Genomic DNA, 23,558 nt, shown 5'->3' on the forward strand with positions numbered 1-23,558 from the left:
TTGAACACAATGACTTAACTAAAAGGTGTTTGTCATGCAGAACAATCAAATTCAAAACAGTGGCTGGATGATGCCGGCAGAGTGGGTCAAGCACGCCGCGACCTGGATGGTCTGGCCACACAACCAGGCGCTGTGGGAATCGGGTTGGCGCGTGACGTTGCCGCTGGTGCAAGAGGATTTCGCTCGCGTGGCCAATGCAATCGCCCGTTTCGAGCCGGTGAAAATGGTGGTCGATCCTTCGGCTATCGCCAGTGCCAAAGCGCTGTGCGGTCCCAATATCGAATTGATCCCGTTGGCGGTGAACGACAGTTGGTGCCGCGACTCCGGCCCGAGCTTCGTTTGCCATCCGCAACAAGGGCTGGCCGGGGTGAGTTGGCGTTTCAATGCGTGGGGCGGCAAGTCGGCCCATGATCTGGACGAAGGCCTGGCGCGCCGTGCACTCAATCACCTCGGCGTGCCGTGCTTTGGCACACCATTGAGCAACGAAGGCGGGGCGATTCATGTGGATGGTGAAGGCACGCTGATCACCACCGAATCGGTGTTGCTCAACGCCAATCGCAATCCGGACATCAGCAAAGCCGAGATGGAAGACATCTTCACTCGCCTGCTGGGCGTGAAGAAAACCATCTGGCTGCCGGGCGATCCGGATTACGTGACCGGCGACATGACGGACGGCCACGTTGATGGTGTCTGCGCCTTCGCCCGTCCCGGCGTGTTGCTGGTGGACGCGACCCACGACAAACAGTCGGTGTACGCCGAAGTCGCCCGGGAAAATCGCCGCGTGCTGGAACTGGCCACCGATGCCCAGGGCCGCAAGTTCAAGTTGATCGAGTTGTACGAAGCCACCGATGCCGTGGACACCGAAGCCGAAGTGTTCTGTGCCTCCTACACCAACTTCTACATCGCCAATGGCGCGATCATCATGCCGGCCTACGGCATCGACGCCGACCACGCGGCGGCTGAAGTGTTGGCCCAAGCGTTCCCGGGGCGCGAAGTGGTGCCGGTGCGCATCAATCACCTTGCCCATGGCGGCGGCGGGGTGCATTGCATCACCCAGCAACAGCCCGCCTGGCCGGTGGAGGGTTGAAGCCATGACCCTGTTGACGATTGCTACCACCCAGATGCCGTGCACCTGGGATTTGCAACACAACCTCGATCAAGCCGAGCAGCTTGTGCGTGAGGCCGCAGCGAAAGGCGCCCAGGTCATCCTGTTGCAGGAGCTGTTTTCCACGCCGTATTTCTGCATCGAACAGAGCCATAAACACCTGGCCCTGGCCGGAGAATATCGGGACAGCCCGGTGCTCAAGCGCTTTGCCGCATTGGCCAAGGAGTTGGGGGTTGTATTGCCGCTGAGCTGGTTCGAGAAGGCCGGTAATGCTTACTTCAACTCCCTGAGCGTGGCCGATGCCGACGGGCGTTTGCTGGGGGTGTATCGCAAGACCCACATCCCCAACGCCATCGGTTATCAGGAGAAGGAATACTTCAGCCCCGGCGATACCGGTTTCCGGGTCTGGGACACCGCGTTCGGACGCCTCGGCGTGGGCATCTGCTGGGATCAGTGGTTCCCCGAAACCGCCCGCTGCCTGGCGTTGATGGGTGCCGAAGTGTTGCTGTTTCCCACGGCCATCGGCTCTGAACCGGGCTGCGCAGCGCTGGATTCCCGCGACCATTGGCAGATGACCATGCGCGGGCATGCGGCGGCCAATCTCTTGCCGGTGGTGGCATCGAATCGCGTCGGCCGAGAGGCGGCGACCACCGATCCGACCTTGCAGATGAGCTTTTACGGCTCGTCGTTTATCTGCAACCACAAGGGCAAGTTGCTCGCCGAGGCCGACCGCGACAGCACCGGTGTGCTGGTGCACAGCCTGGACTTGTCGCTCATGCGCGAAGAACGCCTGAGCTGGGGCATTTACCGCGATCGCCGTCCGGACATGTACGGCGCGCTGTTGAGCCAGGACGGCCGTCATCTCCATTCTCGCTGGGCCACTCAAGGGGTTTGATCATGCGCATTGCCAACCGATTGTTGCTCGCCGCCCTGACACTCGCGTGTGCCGCGCCGTCGCTGCACGCCGAAGAGAAAACCCTGCGGCTGTACAACTGGGCCGACTATTTTGCCGAAGACACGTTGAGCAAATTCACCGCCGAAACCGGGATCAAGGTGATCTACGACGTCATGGATGGCAGCGAAACCCTGGAAGCCAAGATGCTCGCCGGCGGCAGCGGTTATGACCTGATCTTTCCCGGCGACACCGTGTCCGAGCGATTGATGCGCGCCGGCAGTTTGCTGCCCCTGGACCGCTCGAAACTCACTGCCCTGGATGACGTCGAACCCGGCTTGCAGAAACTGCGCACCCATTACGAGTACTCGAGCAAAGCGACCGTCCCTTACACCTGGGGCACCATCGGCCTGACCTATAACGCCGAGCAGATCAAACAGCGCCTGGCGGACGCGCCGGTCAACAGCCTCGACATGTTGTTCAAACCGGAACTGGCGGCCAAATTCGCTGACTGCGGCATCTCGATGATCGACTCGTCGGACGAAGTGCTGGCGGTGGTGCTCAATTACCTCGGTCGCGATCCACGCAGTGCCAAGCCTGAAGACCTGGCAGCGGCGAGCGACCTGCTGATGAAACTGCGGCCGTACATTCGCAAGTTCCAGTCGCAACCGGTGACCGACCTGGTGAACGGCAACCTGTGCCTGTCCCTCGGCTACAGCGGCGACATGACCCAGGCGCAACGCACCTCGGACAGTGCCGGCAAGAAGACCTCGTTCCAGTACCGCATTCCTCGCGAAGGCACGACAGTGTGGATGGACACCATGGCGATTCCGGTGGATGCCAAACATCCGGAATACGCCTATGCGTTTATCAACTTCGTCATGCGCCCGGAGAACATGGCCGCCATCAGTAATTTCACCGGCTACCCGACCTCCAATGTGAAGGCGCGCCCTAACGTCGATGCGGCGATGCGCAACAATCCTGATATTTACCTCGACGAGGCTACCTATGCGCGGCTGATTCCCGGCAAGGACATTCCCCAATCCGATATGCGGGCGCGGATGCGCACCTGGACCAAGTTCAAAACGGCCACTGCGAAATGACTTCACACAGGGAGCAATACATGTCGACGCGTCGCGAGTTCATCAAGCAGGTTTCGGTGGTTGCCAGTCTGGGCGCCGCCGTGTCCATGGGCCTGACGCCGTCGCTCCTGCAAGCGGCAACCCCGGGCATCTGGCACATGCCGGATGAGGGCGATAAACACCAACGGGCCTTCATCGCGTTTGGCGCCCAGGAAGCCATTTGGGAGGATTTCACTGCCGACGTGCAAGCCGCCATCGGCTTGATCGCCCGCACCATCGCCCGTTATGAACCGGTGACCGTGTTCTGTCGCCAGCGCGAGCGGGAGCTGGCCGAAGAGCATTGCGGCACCACCAACATCACCTACGTCATCACCGAACTCGACGACATCTGGATGCGCGACATCGGCGCCAACTTTGTGGTCGATGGGCAAGGCGAACTGGGCGCCGTGGACTTCAACTTCAACGGTTGGGGCAACAAACAACAGCATCGTAAGGATGCGAAGTTGGCGGCTTTGGTCGCGCGGAACGCCGAGGCGGAGTATCTGCGCAGCGAACTGGTGGGTGAGGGCGGTGCGATCGAAGTGGACGGTCACGGCACCGGGATCATGACCGAAAGCAGCTGGATCAATAGCAATCGCAACCGCGACTGGAGCAAGGCCGAGGTCGAGCAAGAACTGAAGGCTCGCCTGGGTTTGCGCAAAATTATCTGGCTGCCGGGAATCAAAGGCAAGGACATCACCGACGCCCACGTCGATTTCTATGCGCGCTTCATCAAGCCGGGCGTGGTCATCGCTAACCTCGACAACGACCCTGCGTCATTCGATTACAAGGTCACCCGAGCGCATTTGCAGATTCTGCAAAACGCCACGGACGCCGATGGCCGCAAACTCCAGGTGCACACCGTGTCGCCACCGCTCAAACCGCGCCAGAGCAAGTTCAACCGCAACAACCCGGATTTCGCGGCGGGCTACATCAATTACTTTGTGATCAACGGGGCGATCATTGCGCCCGAGTTTGGTGACAAAGCGGCGGACGCAAAGGCTTTTGAGCTGTTGTCCGGGCTCTATCCAGACCGCGAAGTGGTGCAGCTCAACATCGATGCCGTGTCTGCTGGAGGTGGCGGAATTCACTGCGTAACCAGCCATCAACCGTTCGTCTAGGGACAAGTGGCTGTTTTAAAACAAAAATATGCGTAAGGGGGCTTTTCATACGCGGCGAAAGTTGATAAATTTCCGCCCGCTCTTGCAGGGGCGTCGCCAAGCGGTAAGGCAGCAGGTTTTGATCCTGCCATGCGTTGGTTCAAATCCAGCCGCCCCTGCCATATTCCTTATAGAAAGGGGACAGATCGAATGATCTGTCCCCTTTTTCGTTCTGCATTGTCAAAGTTTATAGCTGAGCAGGCTGCGTCAGCCACGTCCCCACCACGCGCCGATCCAGCTCTTCCCAATCTGCCATCCCCAGCACCCGTGTGGTGTTCAGGCCACGCAAATAACCGCGCAATTGATGGGCCGTGGTGCGCACTCGTTCCGAATCGGGCGGGTTTTCACCCAACACGGTTTCGTACTCGACCAGGTATTCAGCCACCCGGTCGCGGAACTCGGGCAGGACAGCATCGCGGATCAGGTCAAACGTGCGCACGGGGAAATCCTTTTAGTTGTAGTCGGGCTGTCACGCAGTCTGCACGCGGCGCAACTATTGGTTCAAGCAATAGTGACCATCAAGAATCACAAGTTCTTCTTTGCCGGGCAAACGCCGAGAATCACCCCATCGAAGCCGCTGACAGCTTAGCGCTTTAAACCCTGCTCCTTTGGTTGGCCGCAACCAACCAATTCCTTGCCCCGCACCTCTTGAGGTCGCGGGGCTTTTTTTTGCGCTCGATACTGCGATTGCCAGTATGGTCATGCGCAAGTAGGGTTAACGGTTTCCCCGCCGCGCAGGAACTGTCATGACCTAGTTTTCCGACCCCGAAGCTGTCGCCCGTTACGCCGAAGGCCCCGTGAGATTGGTGCCTGGTTTCGAATCCCTGCAACGCATGGCGATGCTGCTCCTGCGTGAAAGCGTGCCTACGGCAGGCCGTATCCTGGTGCTCGGCGCGGGCGGGGGGCTTGAGTTGAAGAAGTTTGCGGATGCTCAGCCGCAGTGGCGTTTCGTCGGCGTCGATCCCTCCGCCGAGATGCTGAAACTGGCAGAGGCCACCTTGGGCGCGCACACAGAACGTGTCGAGCTGCATGAAGGCTTCATCGATACCGCGCCAGAAGGGCCGTTTGATGCTGCCACTTGTCTGCTGACCTTGCATTTCATCCCGGCTGAAGAGCGCTTGCGTACGCTCAAGGAAATCTGGCGCCGCTTGTTACCCGGTGCGCCGCTGATTGTGGCGCACCACAGTTTCCCGCAATCACCCGACGAAAAATCCCGCTGGCTGAAGCGCTATGCCGCCTATGCGGTGGACTCGGGCGTACCTGCTGCGGACGCTGAACGCGCCATCGCAGCGATCAGCAGCAACCTGCCGGTGCTGTCGCCCGAAGAGGACGAAAGATTATTGAGGGCGGCGGGTTTCGAGGCGGTTGAAGTGTTCTATACCGGGTTCACATTCAAAGGCTGGATGGCTTACAAACCTGCCTGACGTGCCGGCGGCGCCCTGAACCTGGCAGCATCCCGCACCGGTGGCATCCCGAACAGCCGCGCATATTCACGGCTGAATTGCGACGCGCTTTCATATCCCACGCTGAAGGCGATGGAAGCGGCGTCGCGAGGGTCGAACAACAGCAGCCAGCGTGCCCTGAGCAGGCGCAGGCGCTTTTGGTACTGAATGGGCGTCATGCCGCTGGTGGCTTTGAAATGGCGATAGAACGCTGCGACGCTCATATCGCTCATTGCCGCCAGTGGCTCTACGCGAAAGGGCTCGGTGTAGTGCTCGCGGATCCACAGGGTGGCACGCCGGATCTGTTCCAGTCGGCCATCCGGGCGCGCGATCTCCCGCAGCATGCCGCCGAGCGGCCCTTGCAAGACCCGAAACAGAATCTCGCGCTCGATCATCGGCGCCAGCACCGCCGCCTCGTTGGGGCGATCCATCAGCCGCATCATGCGCAGCCATGCGTCAATCAGTTCAGGCGGTGCGGTCACTGCACTGAAGCAGTGGGCAAGGGATTGCTCGCCCGACTTGACCTCGTCAGCCAACAGCGTGGCGATGACGCAAGGGTTAAGAGTCAGGCTCAGCGCCAGGTACGGTTCGCCCGGACCACTGGGGTAAATCTCGCCGGTGGCTGGGACATCCACCGGCACCAGGAAGTAGGTGAGCGGCCGGTATTCCAACACCTGATCGCCGATGGACAAGGTCTTGGAGCCTTGCAGCACCAGGTGCAGCATCGGCTGATACACCTGATTCGCACACGCCTCGGCCCGCACCATCGCCACGCGCGCCAGCCCGGTGTCCGTCCACTTATTCTGCGCACGCATCACGATGCTGCGCAGTTCATTCATCGCTTCGTTCATGGGATTGAACATGGCGCAGTGCCGCGCACAACACAAGGCGTGTGAGAAGAATAGGCAATCATCGGAGAAAAACCGGCAACGGCCTGAACGTCGTATGCCCGAATACTGAGGACCACACTTCACTCTTCTGCACAGGTCATCCCATGAAACTCGAAGGAAAAATTGCCGTTGTCACTGGCGCATCGAAAGGTATCGGTGCGGGGATCGCCAAGGCGCTTGCCGCGGCAGGCGCGACGGTCGTCGTGAACTATGCGTCGAGTAAAGTCGATGCCGACGCAGTGATCGCCCAGATTCAAGCGCAGGGCGGAACGGCTGTCGGCGTCCAGGCAGACATGAGCAACGGCGCCGACGTCATCCGGCTGTTCGATACCGTCAAGAGCACCTACGGGGCGCTGGATATCCTGGTGAACAACGCCGGTGTGGCCGTGTTCCAGATGATCGACGACCTCACCGAGGAAGCGTTTCACAAGCAATTCAACCTCAACGTGCTCGGCTACCTGCTGGCGGTTCGTGAGGCCGTGAAGCTGTTGGGACCTTCGGGCAGCATCATCAACATCAGCTCGATCCTCAGCACCGATCCCTATCTCGCTTCCAGCGTCTATTCGGCCACCAAAGGCGCGGTCGATACCTTGACCTTCGCCCTGGCCAGGGAGCTTGGGCCACGCGGGATCCGGGTCAACTCGATCCTGCCCGGTCACACCAATACGCCGGCCACCGACGGCAACTTCGCTGGTGAGTTTGGAGAAAAGCTTATCGCGGGCACGCCGCTGGGTCGCTTTGGCGAGCCGGAAGACATCGCACCATTGGCTGTATTCCTGGCCTCCGGGGATGCGCATTGGGTGACTGGCGAATCCATCAGGGCTTCGGGTGGCGTACGCGGGGTTGGCTACTAAAAAGCAGAAACAGGCAGGATTGCAGCAGAAACGACGGCGCTCACTGCGAAGGCGAGGGGTACTGTGGTGATACCACTCAATCAGCATCTGAATCGGTGAGGCCTTCCATGCTCGATCATATTTTTCTCTCGGTCAGCGACGTTGACCGTTCCATCCGTTTCTACACCGCCGCGCTGACGCCGCTCGGCATCACCGGACGTCTCGATTATGACGGCAAGGACGGCCCGCCCGGCCACCCGGACCTCAAGGGCTTTGGTGCCAACGGGCGGGTCTTCTTTTGGCTGCGCGAAGGCGTCGTCGAGGGGCGGGCGGTGCATGTGGGGTTTGTGGCGAAGAGCAAGGCTGAAGTCGATGCCGCCTATGCCGCCGCCATCGACAGCGGCGCGGTCGACAACGGCGCCCCGGGTGCACGTCTGCACTACGATCCGAACTATTACGCGGCCAATGTTCTCGACCCGGACGGTTACAGCCTCGAATTCGTCTACAAAAACTGGCAGCACGCCCAATGAAAACATTAATGATCTACGGCGCGACGGGCTACACCGGGCGCATGGCCGCCGAGCACGCCAAGGCTCAAGGGCTGGACGTTGTGATCGCCGGGCGCAATGCCGACAGGTTGGCCTCCCTCGCGACACAACTGGACGTGCCTTACCGCGTATTCAACGCGGATGCTTCGGCAGACCTGACCGGCATTGGCGTGCTGCTCAACTTCGCCGGGCCTTTCGCCCAAACGGCTGGCCCGTTGATCAATGCCTGCATCAAGGCGGGCGTTGATTATCTGGACATCACCGCCGAGATCAACGTCTATCGGCTGGCGGAGCGATTGGGCGGGCAGGCAGCCGAGGCAGGTGTCATGTTGCTGCCCGGCGTCGGTTGGGACGTGGTGCCGACCGATTGCCTGGCGATGCATGTCGCGCGTCGGGTACAAAATCCGCAGTCGTTGAAGGTGGCGCTGCAAGTGCCGGGTTCCATGTCGCGGGGATCGGCCATGAGCGTTGGTGAAATCATCGGCGCGGGGCTGTTGGCGCGGGTTGACGGTCAGCTCGTCGCCACCCCTGGCGCCCAGCCACACGACTTCGATTTTGGCGATGGCCCGGTCGTGTGCGCGCCGTTGTCGTTCGGCGACCTGGTGACTGGCTGGCACTCCACGGGAATTCCCGACATCGCCATGTTCGTGCACATCAGCGGCGATGCGTTCCCCGAAGGCGATCTGTCGCAACTCCCCGACGGCCCCAATGCCGAGCAGCGAGATGCCCACCGCGCCCGTGCAGTGGCTGAGGTCACCGGCGCTGACGGCCGGGTTGCGCGCTCGGTGATCGAGACCGTCAACGGCTACAGCTACACGCCATTGGCCGCCGTGGAAGCGGCACGCAGGGTATTGACCGGCGAACGGCGAGCCGGTTTTGAAACGCCAGGGCGCGTGTTCGGAATGGGGTTTGCCGAGACGATTGCGGGGACGACCGTTACCGATTTTTAGGACGCTATTCTGAGGCTGAAATAAAAAAAGCGGCCCTGAATTCCAGAGCCGCTTGGGACTGTCATGCAATGCGATAACGCGAAGCGGGAGTACCGGTTTGCGTCGCGGCGAAGAGTGTCGAGCTGGCAGCGGCGTATTCGTCCCACAGGCGCTGGTCTTCCACCGAAGGCCAGGTGATCGCTTCACCGTTGTCCAAGCCGGCCAGTGCGGCGTCGACGCAGTTTTCAGCGCTCATCACAGTGTCTTTTCCGAGGGCCGACAGCGGCACGCCGGAGACGCCTTCGGTCCAGATTTCGGTGGCGGTCGAGGCCGGAAGCACCACCTGAACCTTCACTTTCGAATCGGCTTTGGCCAGTTCGTCCTGAATGCCCCGGCTGAAGGCCAGCACATAGGCTTTGCTGCCGCTGTACACGGAACTGATCGACCAGGACTGCACCGCCAGCACCGACGCCACGTTGATGATGGTGCCCGCGTTACGCGAAACGAAGGCGGGCAGGGCGGCTTGGGTCAGGCGGGTCAACGCAATGATGTTCAGCGACACCTGGGTCATGGAGTCATCGATGGACGAGTCTGCCAGCGGGCGCAACTTGGCGAGGCCGGCGTTGTTGATCAGCAGTTGCACGCTGGCATCGCTGCTCAGGACCTGTTCCACCTTGGCGACATCCGCCTCTTTCTCGAGATCCGCGACCAGGCTCCGGACGTTGACGCCGTAGGTGCTGGTCAGTTTTTCGGCCAACGAGGCCAGGCGATCGGCCCGACGAGCCACCAACACCAGGTCATAACCCCGCGCCGCCAGGCGGTCAGCGTACACGGCGCCGAGGCCTGAGGATGCGCCCGTCACAACAGCGGTTTTCTTCGAGATAGTCATGGTCTTGCCTCTTTAGGTTTAGTGCTAAAGCTAATAGTTGAGGCCGCAAGTGTAAGATCGAATGACAGGGGCTTGTCAATAGTGTTGTGCTCAACCATCATCTCGCAATGAACAAAATTCCTGGCAACTCCACAGCGACACACGACGTACTTCAGGACAACATTGAAGAGAAAACCGCCTTCGATGCCCTGGTGTGCACCAATACAGCCCTCAGGCTCGCGGCGCGCCGCTTGGGAAATCTGTACGACGAAGCGCTCGCGCCCGTAGGGTTGAAGGCGACGCAGGTTTCACTTCTGACGGAAACAACGCGGATGGCGGTGGCGAACGGAGGAAAGGCGCCGACCTTGCAAGATCTGGCGGCCAAGCTGGCGATTCAGATTTCAGCCCTGACCCATGCCCTTAAACCACTGATACGGGATGGCCTGGTCGAACTTCAACCAGACGAACAGGACCGGCGCACCAAGCGCGCCGTTCTGACCCCGGCAGGCACCGCGCTCTTGCAGGAGGCAATCGTGCACTGGGGCACGGCCAACCGGCGCGTCGAAGAAGTCTTGGGGGCCGAGGCGGCAGCGTCACTGCGCACCGTTGCCGATTACGTGGCCTCGGACGAGTTTCTTTCTGCCTACCTCGGGAACTGAAAGGCGATCAGCCGAACGTCGGCCGTACCCACGGCGGCGCGATTTCCACCAGTTGGATGCCATGCTCGCGCAGCAGATACCGTTGTGACAGGGTGTAGGAATGCAGCGCGGCCTTGGTCGCCGAATAGACCGCCGTCACCGCCATCGTGACGAAGCCGAGCTCCGACGAGACGTTCACGATGACCGCATCAGGCTGGGTCTTCAGGTGTTCGACGAGTGCCGAACTCTTGCGGATCGGGCCGAGCAGGTTGGTGGTGACGGTCGACAGCGCCAGTCCATGCATTACCCGACGCGTTCGTCTTCCATTGGCTGGCGTTGAGGCGACGACTTGGCTTGTGCGTGTGCACGGGAGCGTCCGACCCAATCAGCAATTGATTCCGGCACGACTGGAGGTTCAGGGCATTCACCGATCAGTGCGAAAATTCGGGCAGGGTCTACGACTTTGCGCGTGCGGTCGATCAACAGCGCCTTGACGTTAGCCACGGCCGACACTTTCGCTCCGACCATGAAGACATGCTGGAAGTAAAACCACTTTTCATCCCAGTAAAGCAGTTCGGTTTTAACTTCAAATCGCTGAAACAGCTTTATCGATTTTCTGTATTCAATATCAACATTGCCTACCAGGGGCATCCAGCCGTTTTTCAGAATCCCTCCAAGCGTGCCAACAGACCACAGGAAATGCAGGCGGCCGAGGTCGGCAAGTGACAGGAAGCGCCCGTTATTGATGTGCATGTTCAAATCAATGTCGAGCGGTGCAGCGGTGAATCCAATCGCCGTCGCATTTGTGAAGTGAGTAGGTTTGCGCCATCGCATCACAGCACCCACCAATGACATGACGAATAATCTGAAAAACAGGTTCATGGATTAACGGCCTCGATGGAACGTGAAAAGTTGTCGTTGTAGAGGGATTTCATTTTGGCTCGATCGATCTTTCCACTGGTCGTCTTGAACAACTGGCCAGCGGCAATGATGTCGATGCTGGATATGTAGATGCCCAGTTCGTCACTGATTTTTCTGCGGATAATTTGAGTCAGGCTGGATGGGTCATGGCCTTTGGCAGGGACGATCAGTAATGCACATTCTTCGCTGTCTGACCCGATCAGCGGAACGGCTGCAACGCCTCGAACACCCTCGACTTCAGCGGTATAACTTTCAATGTCATTGGCGAAGTAATTGGCGCCATTAATGATGATGACTTCCTTGCTTCGGCCGACGACATATAAATTTTGCTCGAACAGGAAGCCTATATCCCCAGTCAAAAACCAGCCGTTTTCAAGCATCGCAGCGGTATTTTTCGGATCATTATCATAGGCGCAACATACGGAATTCCCTTTCAGCGCAATCTCTCCGAGCAGAAGCGGGGTATCCACAAAATGCGAGTTGTCGACGCGAATGCTGACCTCTACATGACGAATGGGTTTTCCGCAGGAGACGATCTCCTTGTTCCCTGAAGCATCGCTATCTGCAAGTACAACCAGTCCGTTGTTCAGTGCGTCACGATCGACGAACACACTGCGCATGCCTTCACCCACGGCGGTGAACGTTGCACCCAAAGTCGCTTCGGCCATCCCGTAAAGGGGCATGATCGAGTTTGCGGTGAAGCCGTAAGGCGCAAAAGCCTGCGTAAAAGCACGCATGACTTTAGGGTTGATGGGTTCAGCCCCGCTTGTGGCAGAGCGCCAAGTGGTTAAATCCAGGCCCGACAGGGCATCAGTCTTGAATCGCTCCAGACAATACTTGTAGGCAAAATTCGGCGCAGGTGAAATCTTCAAGGAAAAGTCTGAAATGGCTTTTAACCAGCCAAGCGGTGCTTTTACAAAGTCTGCGGTTCGCATGATGTAGGAGTCAGAGCCGGCAAACACGGGCAACAGCAGCCCGCCGATCAAGCCCATGTCATGAAAGAACGGCAGCCACGTCACGCCGGCAGACTCGGCGTTCATTTCAAACGATTCGCACATTGCGGCGACATTCAGAATCAGATTTTCTTGCGTGACAACGACGCCTTTCGGGTCCGAAGTACTGCCCGAGGTGTACTGGATCAACGCGGTGTCGCTGATAGCGTTCGGGCGCTCAAGTGGTACTGCCGCAGCGCTCTCGCTCAGGGCACTGAACTCGTCAAGCGTTTGCACGATTGAAGAACTATGAACGCCAAGAGACTCTCTGACTTCCTCACTGACCGATTCGGAAACCAGGAACCTGTGGATCATGGACTGTCTGGCAATCAAACCGACGCGCCTGTAGAAACCCTGCAGCGGTGAAAAGGGCTGTGGCGGTGCGATTGGGACGGGAACGCCGCCGGCCAACAAGATGGCAAAGAAGCTTTCTATAAAGCTGAGTTCGTTGAAAAAAATCAGTCCCACTCGTTCATTTAATGTCACGTGCCCGCGCATAACACTGGCCCTCGCCTGCGCGCTTTTATAAAGTTCGGCATGACTCAAAAATGACGAAACCTTGCCATTCTTAAGGACATGAAATCCTCGCCCCGGCGACAGCTCGGCGGTACGAGCAAGTGCAGTCAATATCGTATTCACATCATTCCCTGATTCTGCAATGGACTAAAAAACGCCTTGCCGTCTTTTGGCTGACGGCAAGGCGTCAGATCAACGACCCATCAATGAGTGGCGAGCGATTCTTCCCGGTTGATTTCAACCAATACCTGAACAGCCGCAATCAACTGCCCGGCGGTTTCGATCGTATAAGTCGCGTCATCGGGCATTTCGATGTTGTATTTTTTTTCAATCATCAAAATCATTTCGACGATCTTCATCGATGTCACGCCAAGGTCCCTGATACTGGTACTTGTCGTCACCGAGCCGGCTTCCAGCCCAACAACTTTGGTGACAATGTCCAATACTTCGAATTCAATTTCGTTCACAAACAGCTCCATCGCGGCTAACTTCATAGTTGATATACAACAACGTTCTATGCGGGACTTTTGTCTGCCCGCTAAAAACAGCTTCAGGCTCAATCACAATCCACGACGCTTCACCCAGGGCCACCAGGTCGCCGGCAGGCGTCAAGAGTCGTGCTTCAGCTTTAATCATATTGCCGGTCATCGAGACGATCTTTCCAACCAGCCGGTACGCTGCAAATGACTCGCAAATACTGATGAAGCGTACTCGCAGGCCCATCGTCACTGCCATTTTGCCGGTGAAGGCCATAATAGCTCTTCCCATGGCCTCATCCAGGACAGTAGAAACAATGCCACCGTGGACAATGCCTGGATAAGATTCGTACTGACGACCCAGAGATACCGGTGCATATACTTCGTCCAGACCGTCGACAAACTCTAACTTCAAACCGATATCATTTTGCGTGCTGCATCCAAAACAATTCGATGTGACATCAGCCTCTTCTACAAGAGCGTCTTTCATGATGCATCACCTACATTCTGGCGCGGATCTCGGACTTCAACGAGCGTGTATCAACGATTGCTTTATTGCCGGTGAGGTTGCGCAAGGCGCGGTACACATTGGCATCACCACGCTCATTGTCGTCGTCGCCCACCACATCCTGTTCAATGGTCTTGACCGAGTCGGGTGAGTCCGCATTCGGGAAAAACAATCCAGCAGGGTGCTTGACGCCATAAGAGGCATCAATCAGCCAGACGTACGCCATCTTTAGCGCTTCCAGCATATTGACGTCGCTTTCCTCGCACAGCTCTTTGCAGAAGACATAGAACGCCTTGGCATGACGAGATTCGTCCTTGCTGAGCAAGCGCCAGATTTTCTTCAGCGTGGGTTCATTGGTGCGATGGGCACGCAAGTTGTAGTAGTTGGCCGCTCGGTACTCGGAAATCACGTTCATCATCAGCGTGGCGGAAGGGTAGTCACCCACCTCATACGGTTTACGCGTGAACATGGCGTGCTTCGAGCGAACCTCGATGCCCAAGTGCTTCAGGTATTTGGCTTGGACCAAAGCGTGTCGCGCTTCTTCAGCCCCCCACATCAACGACCATGTGGAAAAGCCAAACTCGTCACGCCACTCGTTAAGAAAGTTGTGTGACCCAGGCAAGGTCGTATGCTCTACAACGGCGCCATCGTGAAGCAGTTGAATGTCTTCGTCGGTCAGCAAGCTTCTATCAATGTTGGAGAAGTCACCGATTTCTGACCATTCCCACCGTGATTGTTCGAACCAGTCAAAAACTTCGCTGAACTTATTATCTAGATAAAATTCTTTGATGTTGTGTTTTGACTGGAGTGTCGTAAAAGCGAAAATCGCTTTTTCGATGACCTTTTCAATATCGGGGATTGGAGTTGCGGTCGACACGACACCTTGAACATCGTATTTGACCGAGTCTCCGAGGGCGCACACTTGTGGGTTATCGCTAACCAGTAATACTCGGGTGCTGACCAACAGGCCGGGTTTTTTTACAGCTTCCAACACTTGTTCAACTTCATGTAACTGCTCGGAAGCAATCAGAATAACCGAGCAGCTGATGTCCTCCGGACTAACATCATTGATAAACTCATGAATGGCTTTTTCGACGACAGCGTAACCCTTGCGATCAACTAGCGAGATCGCGGAGGAATTAACGTTACCGGAATGAAGGTAAAAGATATTCATAGAAGTCCTTTGCAATGTTTACATCTCCATATCGGCACTCGAGCGTGCCGTGTCAGCGCCATGACCTAGCGGTCAACTTTTAGACCATAAATCATCCTGTGGTCACGGCGCGGCGCAGTATATAGACGTTGGATCCAATAAAAAGGGCCAAATCAGGAGTATTTTATAGACGTTGGTCTAATTGCCTTAATGATTAGATTGTGATAAGTGGTGGCTAAGCGCCGCCATCTTCGAAGGAGTTTGCTGTGAGAACGGAACGAGCGTCTCACTTAGTTCATGTCGAAGTGTTCATCGATCTTCGAGAATTGCGGATGCTTACCGACGGTAGTGCTATGTTATGGGCTTGCCGCGCCGACACGTTGAGTATCGTTTTCCTGCGGCAATAATGGGATAAAGTATCAAAGACCTGGATGCATTCCGGTATTTAATAACGACAGGGAAATAAATAAATGCCTAATGCGGTTTTTGTCAGCAGAACTATTTTGTTTGGTGATTGTGATCCGGCGGGGGTCGTTTATACCCCGCGATTTTCATACTTTGCAGTTGAAGCCGTTTATGTAGCACTTGATAAATGGTTGGGGGCGCCCGGGCTTAGAACGTTGATGGGATTTAATATATTGCCGCCGGTACGTGCCATGTCTTTGGAAATGCTGACTTCCTTGTCTTGGGATGATCAGTTGAATATCAAGGTCAGTGTGGCCAGGTTAGGGGATCACTCCTTTACCTTTTTGGTCGAAGGGTTTGTCGGTGATGAGACATTATCGTTTGTCGCGAATATCACTCATGTTTGCGTCTCGCCTGAAACCAGGCAGGTTGTCGCTCTTCCAGAACAGCTGAGAGCGCTTCTTTCATAACTGGACTGGAGTCTGCCCGGCCTGCTCCGCAAACCATTGCATGATCACCCCGCACGCCGGATGGCTCGCCGCCGACGGCTGTGGGCACAGCGAATAAATCCCCCGCGTCTTCAACGGCTGGCCAAACGGCACCACCAATATCCCGCGATCCAGCGACTCCTGAGCCAGGGTCAAATCCGTCATCGCCACGCCCAATCCCCGTGCCGCGGCATCCAGCGCCAACTCATCGAGGTTGAAGGGTATGTGCCGGTAATCCTTCAGCGATTTGCCGCCATTGGCCGCCAGCCAATCGATCCACGCCTGTTTGTCCGCCGAGCGATGCAGCAGGGCGAAGCGTACAAGATCGTCCATCGAATCCAGTGGGCCGAGGCCTGGCGCACACACCGGCACCAGCGCTTCTTCGAACAGGGTCAGGCTGGCCGGATCGCTCGACGGTTCGGGCAGATAGAGGATGTAGGCGTCGCTGTCGCTGGCCGGTTCGACGATCTCCGTGGCCACGGTTTCGATCGACAGGGAAACCTCCGGATAACGCAGGTAGAAGTCGCTCAATTTCGGCAGCAGCCAACGGACCGCCAGGGACACGTGCATACGGATGCGAAACGGGCGCTTCTGTGGGGAAAGCCGATCCTCCAGGGTTTTCAGTTGCTCCAGGATCTGGCGCGCACTGGCCAGCACCTGTTCGCCCTCGAGGGTCAGTTGCAGGCTGCGGCTGCTGCGCACGAACAGCAGCACGCCGAAGTGACTCTCCAACTGCTGGATTTTGCGGCTGACGGCACTTTGGGTCAGGCAGAGCTTTTGCGCCGCTTGGGTGAAGCTGCCCGAATCGGCAACCTCCACCAGCGCTTGAAGACCTTGGAGGGAAGGAACGTGGCGAATTTTATCCATGCGTTTTCAGAATAGTCCGATGATTTTATAACGTTGGTTGTATCACTACAGACCTTATAGATTCCAGCTATGGCTGCTGTTACCTGAAACGGCTCATGCGATTACTGCATGTGGCGACAGGTGCGGTGTGCCGAACGACAGTCAATGAGGTGATGCATGGAAAACGTATGTGGCTGGATTGCGCAGGCGGGAAACGCCCCGGTTCGTGATCGCTTGATCGGCACGCAAAAAGCCGATTGGCTGGTGATTGGCGCCGGGATTACGGGGCTGTGCGCCGCTCATTCGCTCGCCGAAATGCACCCTCAGAGTCGCATCGTGATCGTCGACCGGCAGCGCGCGGCGCAAGGCGCATCGGCGCGCAATTCCGGGTTTGTCGTGGCCCATGAACATCCGGCCACGGACGAGTTGTCGGGAAATCCGGGCTTCGCCGGATATGAAGTGGATACCGCGATTTCCCGCGCTGCCAGCGAGGAAGTCCGCCAGCGGATTGCCCGTCACGGCATCGACTGCGACTTCCGGGATGCCGGTTATTTCTTCGCCGTCAGCGATCCAGCCAAGTTGACCCACGTCGAAGCCAAGCTGCAAACGCTGCACGCTGTGGGCGCCTCGGCGCAGTTTCTGGAAGGTGAACAGCTCAAGCAAAAACTCGGTACCGGGCATTACCAGGCGGCGATCTGGTGCGGTAACGGCAACGGCTTGCTGCAACCAGCCAAATACGTGAAGGGCTTGCTCGACGTGTTGCCGCCGAATGTCACCCTCTACGAAAACACCGATATCACTGGGCTGGAACGTTCAGCTCAAGGACGCATTCGTGCCCAAGGCATCGAGGGCAGCATTGAGGCGAAGCAAGTGCTGGTGTGCCTGAACGCCTTCATCCCGCGCTCGGGAATCGCCGACAGCGGCACGTTCCCGATGGAGCTCAGCGCCAGCCTCACACGGCCGTTGACCGTCGATGAGTTTGAAGCGATGGGCAGCGTCGAGCCCTGGGGCGTGCTGTCCACCCGGCCACTCGGCGCCACGGTGCGGTTGACCCCGGACCGTCGCGTGATGATCCGCAACACCGCCGAATACCGCTCCCGGGATCTGTCCAACAACGATTTGCTGTTCCGCCGAAAACATCACGCGGTGGGCTTGCAACGCCGGTTTCCGTGGTTGACCGAGCAGGACATCCGATTCACCTGGACCGGTCATCTGAGCGCCTCGCGCTCCGGGCAACCGTTTTTCTCCAAAGTCGAGGAGGGCGTGTTTGCCGTGGCCGGCTGCAATGGTTCCGGCGTTGCGCGCGGCACCCTGTGGGGACGCTTGCTTGCCGAACTGGCCTCGGGCACCCATTCGCCACTGTTGGCGTCGGTGATGCAAAGAGCCCAGCCCGGCTGGCTGCCGCCCAAACCTTTGCTTGATATCGGTGCCATGCTGCGTATGCGTGTGGAGGCGGTCAGGGCCAGAACAGAAATCTAGAAAACCGGCTATCACAAACAAAAAAAGTTCTTCAAAAGGTGATCGAACATGCGCGTCCATCCTGTTTCCCTGGCGGTCTTACTCACGACGTTTTCGGCAGTCTCCTACGCCGACGAACAGGTCAATATTTCCAACTGGAGCGGCTACATCGCCGACGACACGTTACCCAGCTTCACCAAGGCCACCGGGATCAAGGCGACGTACGACATCCACGACAGCAACGAAGTCCTGGAATCGAAGTTGATGACCGGCAATACCGGGTATGACGTGGTCAGTCCGTCGAACCATTTCATGTCGCGGCTGATCAAGGCCGGGGCGATCCAGAAGCTCGACAAAAGCCAGCTGCCCAACTGGAAAAACCTTGACCCGGCGCTGATGAAAAAACTCGAAGTCAACGACCCCGGCAACCAGTACGGCTATCCCTACATGTGGGGCACCGCGGGCATCGGCTACAACGTCGAGAAAATCAAAGCGATCTTCGGCAACACCGATGTCACCCATTCCTGGAGCCTGTTTTTTGATGAAAACAACATCAAGAAACTCAGCCAGTGCGGCGTGGCGATTATCGATAACCCGACGCAGATCCTGCCGATCACCCTCAACTACCTGGGCCTGCCGCACCACAGTCACGAGCAGGCGGATTATGCGAAAGCCGAGCAGGCGCTGTTGAAGATCCGGCCATACATTCAGTACTTCCACACTTCCAAGTACGTTAGCGATCTGGCGAACGGCAACATCTGCGCGGTGATCGGTTTCAACGGCGACATCGTCCAGGCCGCCGCCAGCGCCAAGGAAGCCAAGAATGGCATCGACATCGCGTATTCGATCCCGGACGAAGGCTCGACCCTGTGGATGGACATGGTGGTCATGCCCAAGAGCGCGCCCCACGAGAAGAACGGCTACACCTACATGAACTATCTGCTTGAACCCAAGGTGATTGCCAACATCAGCAGCAGCGTGCATTACGCCAACGCCAACCTTGCGGCAGATGAGCTGGTCAGCCCGGACGTGAAACAAGACCCGGCGATTTACCCGCCGAAAACCGTGCTGGAAAAACTGTTCACCGTGGAAGACCTGCCGCCGGCCATCGCACGGCTGACAACGCGTCTGTGGAACAAACTGAAGACCAACACCTGAAACCGCATTCGCGAGCAGGCTCGCTCCCACACTGGATCATCGCCGAGCACATATTTTGTGCCCACCGCAGATCCCTTGTGGGAGCGGGCTTGCCCGCGAAAGCGGCTTCACATTCAACAGATGTATTGGCTGACACGACGCCTTCGCGAGCAAGCCCGCTCCCACACTGGATCGTCGCCGAATACACATTTTGCGCACACCACAGATCCCTTGTGGGAGCATCGCCGAGCACATATTTTGTGCCCACCGCCGATCCCTGTGGGAGCCGGGCTTGCCCGCGAAGAGGCCCTCACAGCCAACAAGCTACCGGACTGGTGTGCAATCCGCTCAATGACGCCACGACCCCTCGGGCAATTCCACCTGCCGTTCCGCCGCAGCTAACGCAGCCTTCAACCCTGCTTTATCCAGCGCAATGCAATAGGCAGGTTTCGCCCGCTCGAACCGCCAGCTCTCATCAAGATTGCCGGCATCCACTGCGTCAAATCCAATCCCGTCCAGCAACTTGATCACCAACGCTTTTGCCACCGGATCATCCGCCGCGACGGGCAGTGCGCGTCGATCCGGCGCGGCTGTCGGGCGGGCGTCTTGCAGCAAATCCTGGGCGAGGATGGCATTGAACACCTTGACCACATTGGAGTGGGGCAGGTGCTCGGCCAGCAGGCGACTGGTGGTGGTTTCGTAACGGTCCAGGGCGACGATGTGGCCGTCGCGTGCCGGATAGTAGTTGTTGGCATCCAGCACGGTTTTTCCCTCCAGCCACTGGGCCGGCACGCTGCGGTAGTGCTCCAGAGGGATAGCCACCAGCACCACCTCGCCAAACTGCGCCGCCTCTTCGGTGGTGCCGACCTGACTGCCGCGAATGCCGGCGAGCACGCTGCTCAGGGTCTGTGGGCCGCGTGAGTTGCTGAGCATCACCTCATGTCCCGCCGCGATGACCAGTTGCGCCACTGCGCGTCCGATAAAGCCTGCTCCAATGATCCCGATTCTCATGTCATTGCTCCGTTCATGGAAAGTAAGGTTCATGATGATTGCCAACCAGACGCAGATAAATAATCATCGGCTACTTAGTCTCGTTACCAGGAGTGTCGAATGATGGATCGCCTGACGAGCATGGGCGCGTTTGTGATGGCCGCGGAATCCGGGTCCTATGCCAGCGCCGCCGAGCGTCTCGACATGTCGCCGCAGATGGTCGCCAAGCATGTGGCCACGCTGGAGCAGCGGCTCGGCGCACGGCTGCTCAACCGTACAACCCGGCGCCAGAGCCTGACGGAGCTGGGCAGCGCTTACTACGAACGCTGCAAACACATCTTGAGCGAGGCCCAGGCCGCCGATTCACTGGCGCAGATCATGAACGACACCCCGCGCGGCAAACTGAGAGTCAGCGCGCCCGTGACCTTTGGTTCCTACAGCCTGATGCCCTTTGTCACGGAGTTCTTGCGCCAGCACCCCGAGGTGGAAATCGATCTGCATCTGACCGATCGCTTCGTCGATCTGGTGGAGGAGGGGTATGAAGTAGCGTTCAGGATCGGCCCCCTGGCCACGTCCAGTCTGACCGCCCGGCCGTTGGCGCCTTATCGATTGGTGGCCTGCTCGGCACCGAGTTATCTGGCTGAACGCGGAACGCCGAAAACTCCAGACGATCTCAAGCAGCATGAGTGCCTGGGCTACGCCTATTGGTCCCGCCCAGCGGATCGCGAGTGGGTGTTCTGCAAGGGCTCGACGGTTGAGCGTGTGCAAGTCGCCAGTCGATTGCACGTCAACGAAAGCAAAGCATTGTTGTCGGCCGCGCTGGACGGATTCGGGATTGTCCTTGGGCCAAAAGACTTTCTTGAGCCTGCCTTGCGCAGTGGCGAGTTGGTGCGACTGTTAGCGGACTACGAAGCGCCGAGCCGGCAGATGCATTTGCTTTACACGGCCAATCGCCAGAGAACCGCCAAACTCCGACGATTTATCGATGCGGCGCTGCTTCATTTTGCAACGCCCTGAGCAGGCTTACAGCGGCACGACCAGCGTCAGCCAAGTGTTCCAGCCCTCGGCGCGGTTCTCGGCCTCAAACTCGTAATAACCCTTGAGGTTGGCATACCAGAGCTCTTTGCCGACCTTGAAGAAGTGCCCGGCCTGGGGCCCGACGGCGCTGACTTTGGATTTGAAATCACCCTGGGTGGCGCCGCTGCCGCTATCCCCCGTGACCTGGTGGTAAACGTAGCCGACCACGCCCAAGTGCGTCTGGCTGGTGATGAAGTGCGAGGCGCTCAAGTCGAGGTGGGCGTCGATACCGTTTTTATAATCGATATCGGTGTTTTCCCAGTTGTAGGTCATGCCCGCCACGGCGGAAAACTCGTTGGTCTTGTCGAAGTAGGTGTAGCCGCCGCCTGCGTCAATAGAGGCATGGCCCAGTCCGGTGTTGACCAGTCGATCCGGGTCGTAGGCGCCGACGGGCAAGTTGCCCATGCTGTACGCCATGAAGTTGTGCACACCGTGGTTCCACTTCAAGGTGCCGAGCAGATAAACATCGCTCGCGCCCTTGAGGCTGTCATCCGTGCCCCCGGAAAAAGTCCGACCGCGCGGCCCGGTCAATGTGGCATCGACACTGGCTTCGGACCGGCCCACGGCGGCCACCACCGACACCGCCGCTTGAGCCCCCAGCAGCGGTTCGGCGAAGGTGTAAGTGGGGCTGGCGAACAGCAAATCCGCTTTCGCATCCAGCCCCACGGTGGTCCGCCCGCCGCGTGGGAAGGGTTTGCTTCCGCCTTCACTGGCACTGACATGGTAATAAACCAGCGGCAGGCTCCAGCCCGGCTCGGTCGGCGCCGCCGCCAGTGCACCGAACTGACCGGGCAGCCAGAAACTGATGCCGCCATCGTCCGCCTGTACGGTGACCGCAGGCAATAAGGCCATCAACCCAATCAGTTTTTTTGTTTTTGTCATCAGGGCCTCATTTGCCGACCGTTATTTGAATAATCCATGCACGGGAAGCAAGTGTAGGCGAATGTCTGGATTTGGCTTTCGAAGGTAAGGCATTTTGCTGGCCCCCAACCCCTCGCGTAATCGCCAGAATCGCCGCACTTTCAGATGGTTAGGTGAATTCAATTGCGCAATCTAGTGATCTCGCTGGCCCTGGCGAGCATTGCCATCCCGGTTGAAGCCAAGGAGCTGAAGCCCAATGATCGGTATATGTGCAGCTGGGGCGCGGGGACGGCGGCCCGGGCTCAGGAACTGAAGCTGCAGGGCGTTTCGCTGTATGCCGCACGGCAGAAGATCCAGGGTTACAAGTTCGACAAATCGTGGATGCGCATGATGGCCATGGGCATTACCGAGCAAACCTATGACAGCAAGTCGCGGTTCAAGCCGGAGGCGATCCGCAAGAGCTTTTATGAGGACTGCGTGCGCTACAAACTGGCCCGTAAATAAGCCGGCAACCGCTTGGCTGAACCAATGCTGTCGGGTTTCGATGTTTCATTATGTTTCGGGTGCAGGCACGGCTTAGGATGATGGCTTCGGGTGGTGCGTGGCCATGCTTGCAGCCAAAGGGAACGTCACAATGAAATCGAACCTCTTCAAAGTCGTGTTGATCGCCGGTGCGTTGTTCCTGAGCGCGTGCTCCGGTTCCGGTGTGACCACCAGCAGCTGTTTTTCCGATGGCTGCCAGCAGTTTGATGGCCGCACCAGCAACAAGCTGAACTTCGGCGGCAGTGCCATCGGCAGTAACTTCAACGAGTACAGCTCGGGATTGCTGCACGATTAAATTGAAGGCTTCGGTCTGGACGCGGGTCGTGATGAAATAGCCGCTCGTTTTTTCGAGAGCCGCTCCATGACCCGCGCTGCCGTACTGACATTCGCCTTATTGCTCACCACCGGATTGTTCGGCACCCAGGCCCGCGCGGCTGGCGATGCCGAGGCGGGCGGCAAGCTGTTCAGCCGCACCTGCGGCGGTTGTCATCAAGTCGGCGAATCGGCGCGGCCGGGCTTTGGTCCAGAGCTCAATGGCGTGATCGGGCGCACGGCCGGCAGCACCACGGGTTACCAGTACTCCGAGGCGATGAAATCCTCCGGCGTGATCTGGACCCGCGAAACTTTGGCCAAGTACATCGAAGACCCCAAAAGCGTGGTAGCCGGCACCCGCATGATCTTCTGGGGCATCAGCGATCCGGAAAAGATCGAAAACCTGCTGGCCTACCTGCAAACCTTTCAGCCGCAGTAATCCGAACCTG

The 23,558-nt window shown here is 58.1% G+C and carries 27 protein-coding genes, 1 tRNA gene and 1 pseudogene; 17 read left to right on the forward strand and 12 right to left on the reverse strand.

Annotated elements, in window-relative coordinates; genetic code table 11:
• The first annotated feature begins 34 nt into the window (after window positions 1–34).
• The 5 genes from ACIQY3_RS01575 to ACIQY3_RS01595 all read left to right on the forward strand — a co-directional run bounded on the left by ACIQY3_RS01575 (window position 35) and on the right by ACIQY3_RS01595 (window position 4,400).
• Window positions 35–1,087: an agmatine/peptidylarginine deiminase gene (locus tag ACIQY3_RS01575; protein ID WP_403016580.1), complete on the forward strand. Its 1,053-nt coding sequence runs from the start codon at window positions 35–37 to the stop codon at window positions 1,085–1,087.
• 4 nt (window positions 1,088–1,091) lie between these two features.
• Window positions 1,092–2,000, forward strand: a complete 909-nt coding sequence (gene aguB, locus ACIQY3_RS01580; RefSeq protein WP_403016582.1) for an N-carbamoylputrescine amidase — start codon at window positions 1,092–1,094, stop codon at window positions 1,998–2,000.
• Window positions 2,001–2,002: 2 nt separating this feature from the next.
• Window positions 2,003–3,100, forward strand: a complete 1,098-nt coding sequence (locus ACIQY3_RS01585) for an extracellular solute-binding protein (protein WP_403016584.1) — start codon at window positions 2,003–2,005, stop codon at window positions 3,098–3,100.
• A 20-nt stretch (window positions 3,101–3,120) separates the two neighbouring features.
• Entirely contained in the window at window positions 3,121–4,239 is a 1,119-nt protein-coding gene (locus ACIQY3_RS01590) for an agmatine/peptidylarginine deiminase (protein ID WP_403016586.1), read from the forward strand.
• An 86-nt stretch (window positions 4,240–4,325) separates the two neighbouring features.
• Window positions 4,326–4,400, forward strand: a tRNA-Gln gene (locus ACIQY3_RS01595).
• 65 nt (window positions 4,401–4,465) lie between these two features.
• Here the strand turns inward: ACIQY3_RS01595 and ACIQY3_RS01600 are convergent.
• Window positions 4,466–4,717, reverse strand: a complete 252-nt coding sequence (locus tag ACIQY3_RS01600; RefSeq protein ID WP_403016588.1) for a hypothetical protein — start codon at window positions 4,715–4,717, stop codon at window positions 4,466–4,468.
• A 358-nt stretch (window positions 4,718–5,075) separates the two neighbouring features.
• Between ACIQY3_RS01600 and ACIQY3_RS01605 the strand changes: the two genes are divergently transcribed.
• Window positions 5,076–5,702: a class I SAM-dependent methyltransferase gene (locus tag ACIQY3_RS01605; RefSeq protein WP_403016590.1), complete on the forward strand. Its 627-nt coding sequence runs from the start codon at window positions 5,076–5,078 to the stop codon at window positions 5,700–5,702.
• Here ACIQY3_RS01605 and ACIQY3_RS01610 read toward each other — a convergent pair.
• Window positions 5,687–6,571, reverse strand: a complete 885-nt coding sequence (locus tag ACIQY3_RS01610; RefSeq protein WP_403016592.1) for an AraC family transcriptional regulator N-terminal domain-containing protein — start codon at window positions 6,569–6,571, stop codon at window positions 5,687–5,689. The genes ACIQY3_RS01605 and ACIQY3_RS01610 overlap by 16 nt on opposite strands.
• Window positions 6,572–6,714: 143 nt before the next feature.
• On the opposite strand from ACIQY3_RS01610, the gene ACIQY3_RS01615 reads away from it, so the two are divergent.
• The 3 genes from ACIQY3_RS01615 to ACIQY3_RS01625 all read left to right on the forward strand — a co-directional run bounded on the left by ACIQY3_RS01615 (window position 6,715) and on the right by ACIQY3_RS01625 (window position 8,941).
• A complete protein-coding gene (locus ACIQY3_RS01615; protein WP_403016594.1) occupies window positions 6,715–7,464 on the forward strand; it encodes a glucose 1-dehydrogenase in 750 nt (249 codons plus the stop codon).
• Between the two features lie 107 nt (window positions 7,465–7,571).
• Window positions 7,572–7,973, forward strand: coding sequence for a VOC family protein (locus ACIQY3_RS01620; RefSeq protein ID WP_403016596.1), 402 nt, complete (start codon window positions 7,572–7,574; stop codon window positions 7,971–7,973).
• Window positions 7,970–8,941, forward strand: a complete 972-nt coding sequence (locus tag ACIQY3_RS01625) for a saccharopine dehydrogenase family protein (protein WP_403016598.1) — start codon at window positions 7,970–7,972, stop codon at window positions 8,939–8,941. The genes ACIQY3_RS01620 and ACIQY3_RS01625 overlap by 4 nt, the downstream gene beginning before the upstream one ends.
• Before the next feature lie 61 nt (window positions 8,942–9,002).
• Here ACIQY3_RS01625 and ACIQY3_RS01630 read toward each other — a convergent pair whose 3' ends face one another.
• Window positions 9,003–9,809: an SDR family NAD(P)-dependent oxidoreductase gene (locus tag ACIQY3_RS01630; protein ID WP_403016599.1), complete on the reverse strand. Its 807-nt coding sequence runs from the start codon at window positions 9,807–9,809 to the stop codon at window positions 9,003–9,005.
• A gap of 107 nt (window positions 9,810–9,916) precedes the next feature.
• Here ACIQY3_RS01630 and ACIQY3_RS01635 point away from each other — a divergent pair, with 107 nt between their 5' ends.
• On the forward strand, window positions 9,917–10,447 hold the full coding sequence (locus ACIQY3_RS01635; protein ID WP_403016600.1) for a MarR family winged helix-turn-helix transcriptional regulator: 531 nt from the start codon (window positions 9,917–9,919) through the stop codon (window positions 10,445–10,447).
• Between the two features lie 25 nt (window positions 10,448–10,472).
• Here ACIQY3_RS01635 and ACIQY3_RS01640 read toward each other — a convergent pair.
• The 6 genes and pseudogenes from ACIQY3_RS01640 to ACIQY3_RS01665 all read right to left on the reverse strand — a co-directional run.
• Window positions 10,473–10,718, reverse strand: a pseudogene (locus ACIQY3_RS01640) (SDR family NAD(P)-dependent oxidoreductase); the annotation flags it as partial.
• Window positions 10,719–10,729: 11 nt separating this feature from the next.
• Window positions 10,730–11,308 carry a thioesterase family protein gene (locus ACIQY3_RS01645; protein WP_403016602.1) on the reverse strand — a complete coding sequence of 193 codons (579 nt, stop codon included), beginning with the start codon at window positions 11,306–11,308 and terminating at the stop codon, window positions 10,730–10,732.
• On the reverse strand, window positions 11,305–12,978 hold the full coding sequence (locus ACIQY3_RS01650; protein ID WP_403016604.1) for an AMP-binding protein: 1,674 nt from the start codon (window positions 12,976–12,978) through the stop codon (window positions 11,305–11,307). The genes ACIQY3_RS01645 and ACIQY3_RS01650 overlap by 4 nt, the downstream gene beginning before the upstream one ends.
• A gap of 80 nt (window positions 12,979–13,058) precedes the next feature.
• Window positions 13,059–13,322, reverse strand: coding sequence for an acyl carrier protein (locus ACIQY3_RS01655; protein WP_403016606.1), 264 nt, complete (start codon window positions 13,320–13,322; stop codon window positions 13,059–13,061).
• Window positions 13,309–13,821, reverse strand: coding sequence for a PaaI family thioesterase (locus tag ACIQY3_RS01660; protein WP_403016608.1), 513 nt, complete (start codon window positions 13,819–13,821; stop codon window positions 13,309–13,311). Before ACIQY3_RS01660 ends, ACIQY3_RS01655 begins: the two co-directional genes overlap by 14 nt.
• Before the next feature lie 10 nt (window positions 13,822–13,831).
• The gene (locus tag ACIQY3_RS01665) at window positions 13,832–15,013 is read right to left on the reverse strand and encodes a ferritin-like domain-containing protein (protein ID WP_403016611.1); all 1,182 of its coding nucleotides are present in this window, start codon (window positions 15,011–15,013) and stop codon (window positions 13,832–13,834) included.
• Window positions 15,014–15,462: 449 nt separating this feature from the next.
• On the opposite strand from ACIQY3_RS01665, the gene ACIQY3_RS01670 reads away from it, so the two are divergent.
• Window positions 15,463–15,867 carry an acyl-CoA thioesterase gene (locus tag ACIQY3_RS01670; protein ID WP_403016613.1) on the forward strand — a complete coding sequence of 135 codons (405 nt, stop codon included), beginning with the start codon at window positions 15,463–15,465 and terminating at the stop codon, window positions 15,865–15,867.
• Here ACIQY3_RS01670 and ACIQY3_RS01675 read toward each other — a convergent pair.
• Window positions 15,862–16,752 carry a LysR substrate-binding domain-containing protein gene (locus ACIQY3_RS01675; RefSeq protein WP_403016615.1) on the reverse strand — a complete coding sequence of 297 codons (891 nt, stop codon included), beginning with the start codon at window positions 16,750–16,752 and terminating at the stop codon, window positions 15,862–15,864. The two genes, ACIQY3_RS01670 and ACIQY3_RS01675, sit on opposite strands and share 6 nt — an antisense overlap.
• A 156-nt stretch (window positions 16,753–16,908) precedes the next feature.
• Here ACIQY3_RS01675 and ACIQY3_RS01680 point away from each other — a divergent pair, with 156 nt between their 5' ends.
• Together ACIQY3_RS01680 and ACIQY3_RS01685 are read left to right on the forward strand one after the other, a co-directional pair.
• Complete coding sequence (locus ACIQY3_RS01680) at window positions 16,909–18,210, forward strand: NAD(P)/FAD-dependent oxidoreductase (protein WP_403016617.1); 1,302 nt, start codon at window positions 16,909–16,911, stop codon at window positions 18,208–18,210.
• A gap of 48 nt (window positions 18,211–18,258) precedes the next feature.
• Window positions 18,259–19,347, forward strand: coding sequence for a polyamine ABC transporter substrate-binding protein (locus ACIQY3_RS01685; protein WP_403016620.1), 1,089 nt, complete (start codon window positions 18,259–18,261; stop codon window positions 19,345–19,347).
• 327 nt (window positions 19,348–19,674) lie between these two features.
• On the opposite strand, the gene ACIQY3_RS01690 is transcribed toward ACIQY3_RS01685, so the two are convergent.
• Window positions 19,675–20,337: an NADPH-dependent F420 reductase gene (locus tag ACIQY3_RS01690; RefSeq protein ID WP_403016623.1), complete on the reverse strand. Its 663-nt coding sequence runs from the start codon at window positions 20,335–20,337 to the stop codon at window positions 19,675–19,677.
• Window positions 20,338–20,436: 99 nt separating this feature from the next.
• On the opposite strand from ACIQY3_RS01690, the gene ACIQY3_RS01695 reads away from it, so the two are divergent.
• Entirely contained in the window at window positions 20,437–21,333 is an 897-nt protein-coding gene (locus ACIQY3_RS01695; RefSeq protein ID WP_403016625.1) for a LysR family transcriptional regulator, read from the forward strand.
• A gap of 6 nt (window positions 21,334–21,339) precedes the next feature.
• On the opposite strand, the gene ACIQY3_RS01700 is transcribed toward ACIQY3_RS01695, so the two are convergent.
• Window positions 21,340–22,275 (reverse strand): transporter, encoded by a 936-nt coding sequence (locus tag ACIQY3_RS01700; protein ID WP_403016627.1) that lies wholly within the window; start codon window positions 22,273–22,275, stop codon window positions 21,340–21,342.
• Between the two features lie 156 nt (window positions 22,276–22,431).
• On the opposite strand from ACIQY3_RS01700, the gene ACIQY3_RS01705 reads away from it, so the two are divergent.
• From ACIQY3_RS01705 to ACIQY3_RS01715, 3 genes are all read left to right on the forward strand, one after another.
• Window positions 22,432–22,758: a hypothetical protein gene (locus tag ACIQY3_RS01705; RefSeq protein ID WP_403017625.1), complete on the forward strand. Its 327-nt coding sequence runs from the start codon at window positions 22,432–22,434 to the stop codon at window positions 22,756–22,758.
• A gap of 130 nt (window positions 22,759–22,888) precedes the next feature.
• Entirely contained in the window at window positions 22,889–23,092 is a 204-nt protein-coding gene (locus tag ACIQY3_RS01710) for a hypothetical protein (protein ID WP_403016629.1), read from the forward strand.
• Between the two features lie 66 nt (window positions 23,093–23,158).
• Window positions 23,159–23,548, forward strand: a complete 390-nt coding sequence (locus ACIQY3_RS01715; RefSeq protein ID WP_403016631.1) for a c-type cytochrome — start codon at window positions 23,159–23,161, stop codon at window positions 23,546–23,548.
• The last annotated feature ends 10 nt before the right edge of the window (window positions 23,549–23,558 follow it).

This window comes from Pseudomonas sp. NPDC096950, from assembly GCF_044762525.1.
GTDB lineage: Bacteria > Pseudomonadota > Gammaproteobacteria > Pseudomonadales > Pseudomonadaceae > Aquipseudomonas.

Bases quoted from the DNA above. Each gene is read 5' to 3' on its own strand.
- ACIQY3_RS01575 (WP_403016580.1), top strand. From the start codon at position 35: ATGCAGAACAATCAAATTCAAAACAGTGGCTGGATGATGCCGGCAGAG.
- aguB (WP_403016582.1), top strand. From the start codon at position 1,092: ATGACCCTGTTGACGATTGCTACCACCCAGATGCCGTGCACCTGGGAT.
- ACIQY3_RS01585 (WP_403016584.1), top strand. From the start codon at position 2,003: ATGCGCATTGCCAACCGATTGTTGCTCGCCGCCCTGACACTCGCGTGT.
- ACIQY3_RS01590 (WP_403016586.1), top strand. From the start codon at position 3,121: ATGTCGACGCGTCGCGAGTTCATCAAGCAGGTTTCGGTGGTTGCCAGT.
- ACIQY3_RS01610 (WP_403016592.1), bottom strand. From the start codon at position 6,571: ATGAACGAAGCGATGAATGAACTGCGCAGCATCGTGATGCGTGCGCAG.
- ACIQY3_RS01615 (WP_403016594.1), top strand. From the start codon at position 6,715: ATGAAACTCGAAGGAAAAATTGCCGTTGTCACTGGCGCATCGAAAGGT.
- ACIQY3_RS01620 (WP_403016596.1), top strand. From the start codon at position 7,572: ATGCTCGATCATATTTTTCTCTCGGTCAGCGACGTTGACCGTTCCATC.
- ACIQY3_RS01625 (WP_403016598.1), top strand. From the start codon at position 7,970: ATGAAAACATTAATGATCTACGGCGCGACGGGCTACACCGGGCGCATG.
- ACIQY3_RS01630 (WP_403016599.1), bottom strand. From the start codon at position 9,809: ATGACTATCTCGAAGAAAACCGCTGTTGTGACGGGCGCATCCTCAGGC.
- ACIQY3_RS01635 (WP_403016600.1), top strand. From the start codon at position 9,917: ATGAACAAAATTCCTGGCAACTCCACAGCGACACACGACGTACTTCAG.
- ACIQY3_RS01645 (WP_403016602.1), bottom strand. From the start codon at position 11,308: ATGAACCTGTTTTTCAGATTATTCGTCATGTCATTGGTGGGTGCTGTG.
- ACIQY3_RS01660 (WP_403016608.1), bottom strand. From the start codon at position 13,821: ATGAAAGACGCTCTTGTAGAAGAGGCTGATGTCACATCGAATTGTTTT.
- ACIQY3_RS01665 (WP_403016611.1), bottom strand. From the start codon at position 15,013: ATGAATATCTTTTACCTTCATTCCGGTAACGTTAATTCCTCCGCGATC.
- ACIQY3_RS01670 (WP_403016613.1), top strand. From the start codon at position 15,463: ATGCCTAATGCGGTTTTTGTCAGCAGAACTATTTTGTTTGGTGATTGT.
- ACIQY3_RS01675 (WP_403016615.1), bottom strand. From the start codon at position 16,752: ATGGATAAAATTCGCCACGTTCCTTCCCTCCAAGGTCTTCAAGCGCTG.
- ACIQY3_RS01680 (WP_403016617.1), top strand. From the start codon at position 16,909: ATGGAAAACGTATGTGGCTGGATTGCGCAGGCGGGAAACGCCCCGGTT.
- ACIQY3_RS01685 (WP_403016620.1), top strand. From the start codon at position 18,259: ATGCGCGTCCATCCTGTTTCCCTGGCGGTCTTACTCACGACGTTTTCG.
- ACIQY3_RS01690 (WP_403016623.1), bottom strand. From the start codon at position 20,337: ATGAGAATCGGGATCATTGGAGCAGGCTTTATCGGACGCGCAGTGGCG.
- ACIQY3_RS01695 (WP_403016625.1), top strand. From the start codon at position 20,437: ATGATGGATCGCCTGACGAGCATGGGCGCGTTTGTGATGGCCGCGGAA.
- ACIQY3_RS01700 (WP_403016627.1), bottom strand. From the start codon at position 22,275: ATGACAAAAACAAAAAAACTGATTGGGTTGATGGCCTTATTGCCTGCG.
- ACIQY3_RS01710 (WP_403016629.1), top strand. From the start codon at position 22,889: ATGAAATCGAACCTCTTCAAAGTCGTGTTGATCGCCGGTGCGTTGTTC.
- ACIQY3_RS01715 (WP_403016631.1), top strand. From the start codon at position 23,159: ATGACCCGCGCTGCCGTACTGACATTCGCCTTATTGCTCACCACCGGA.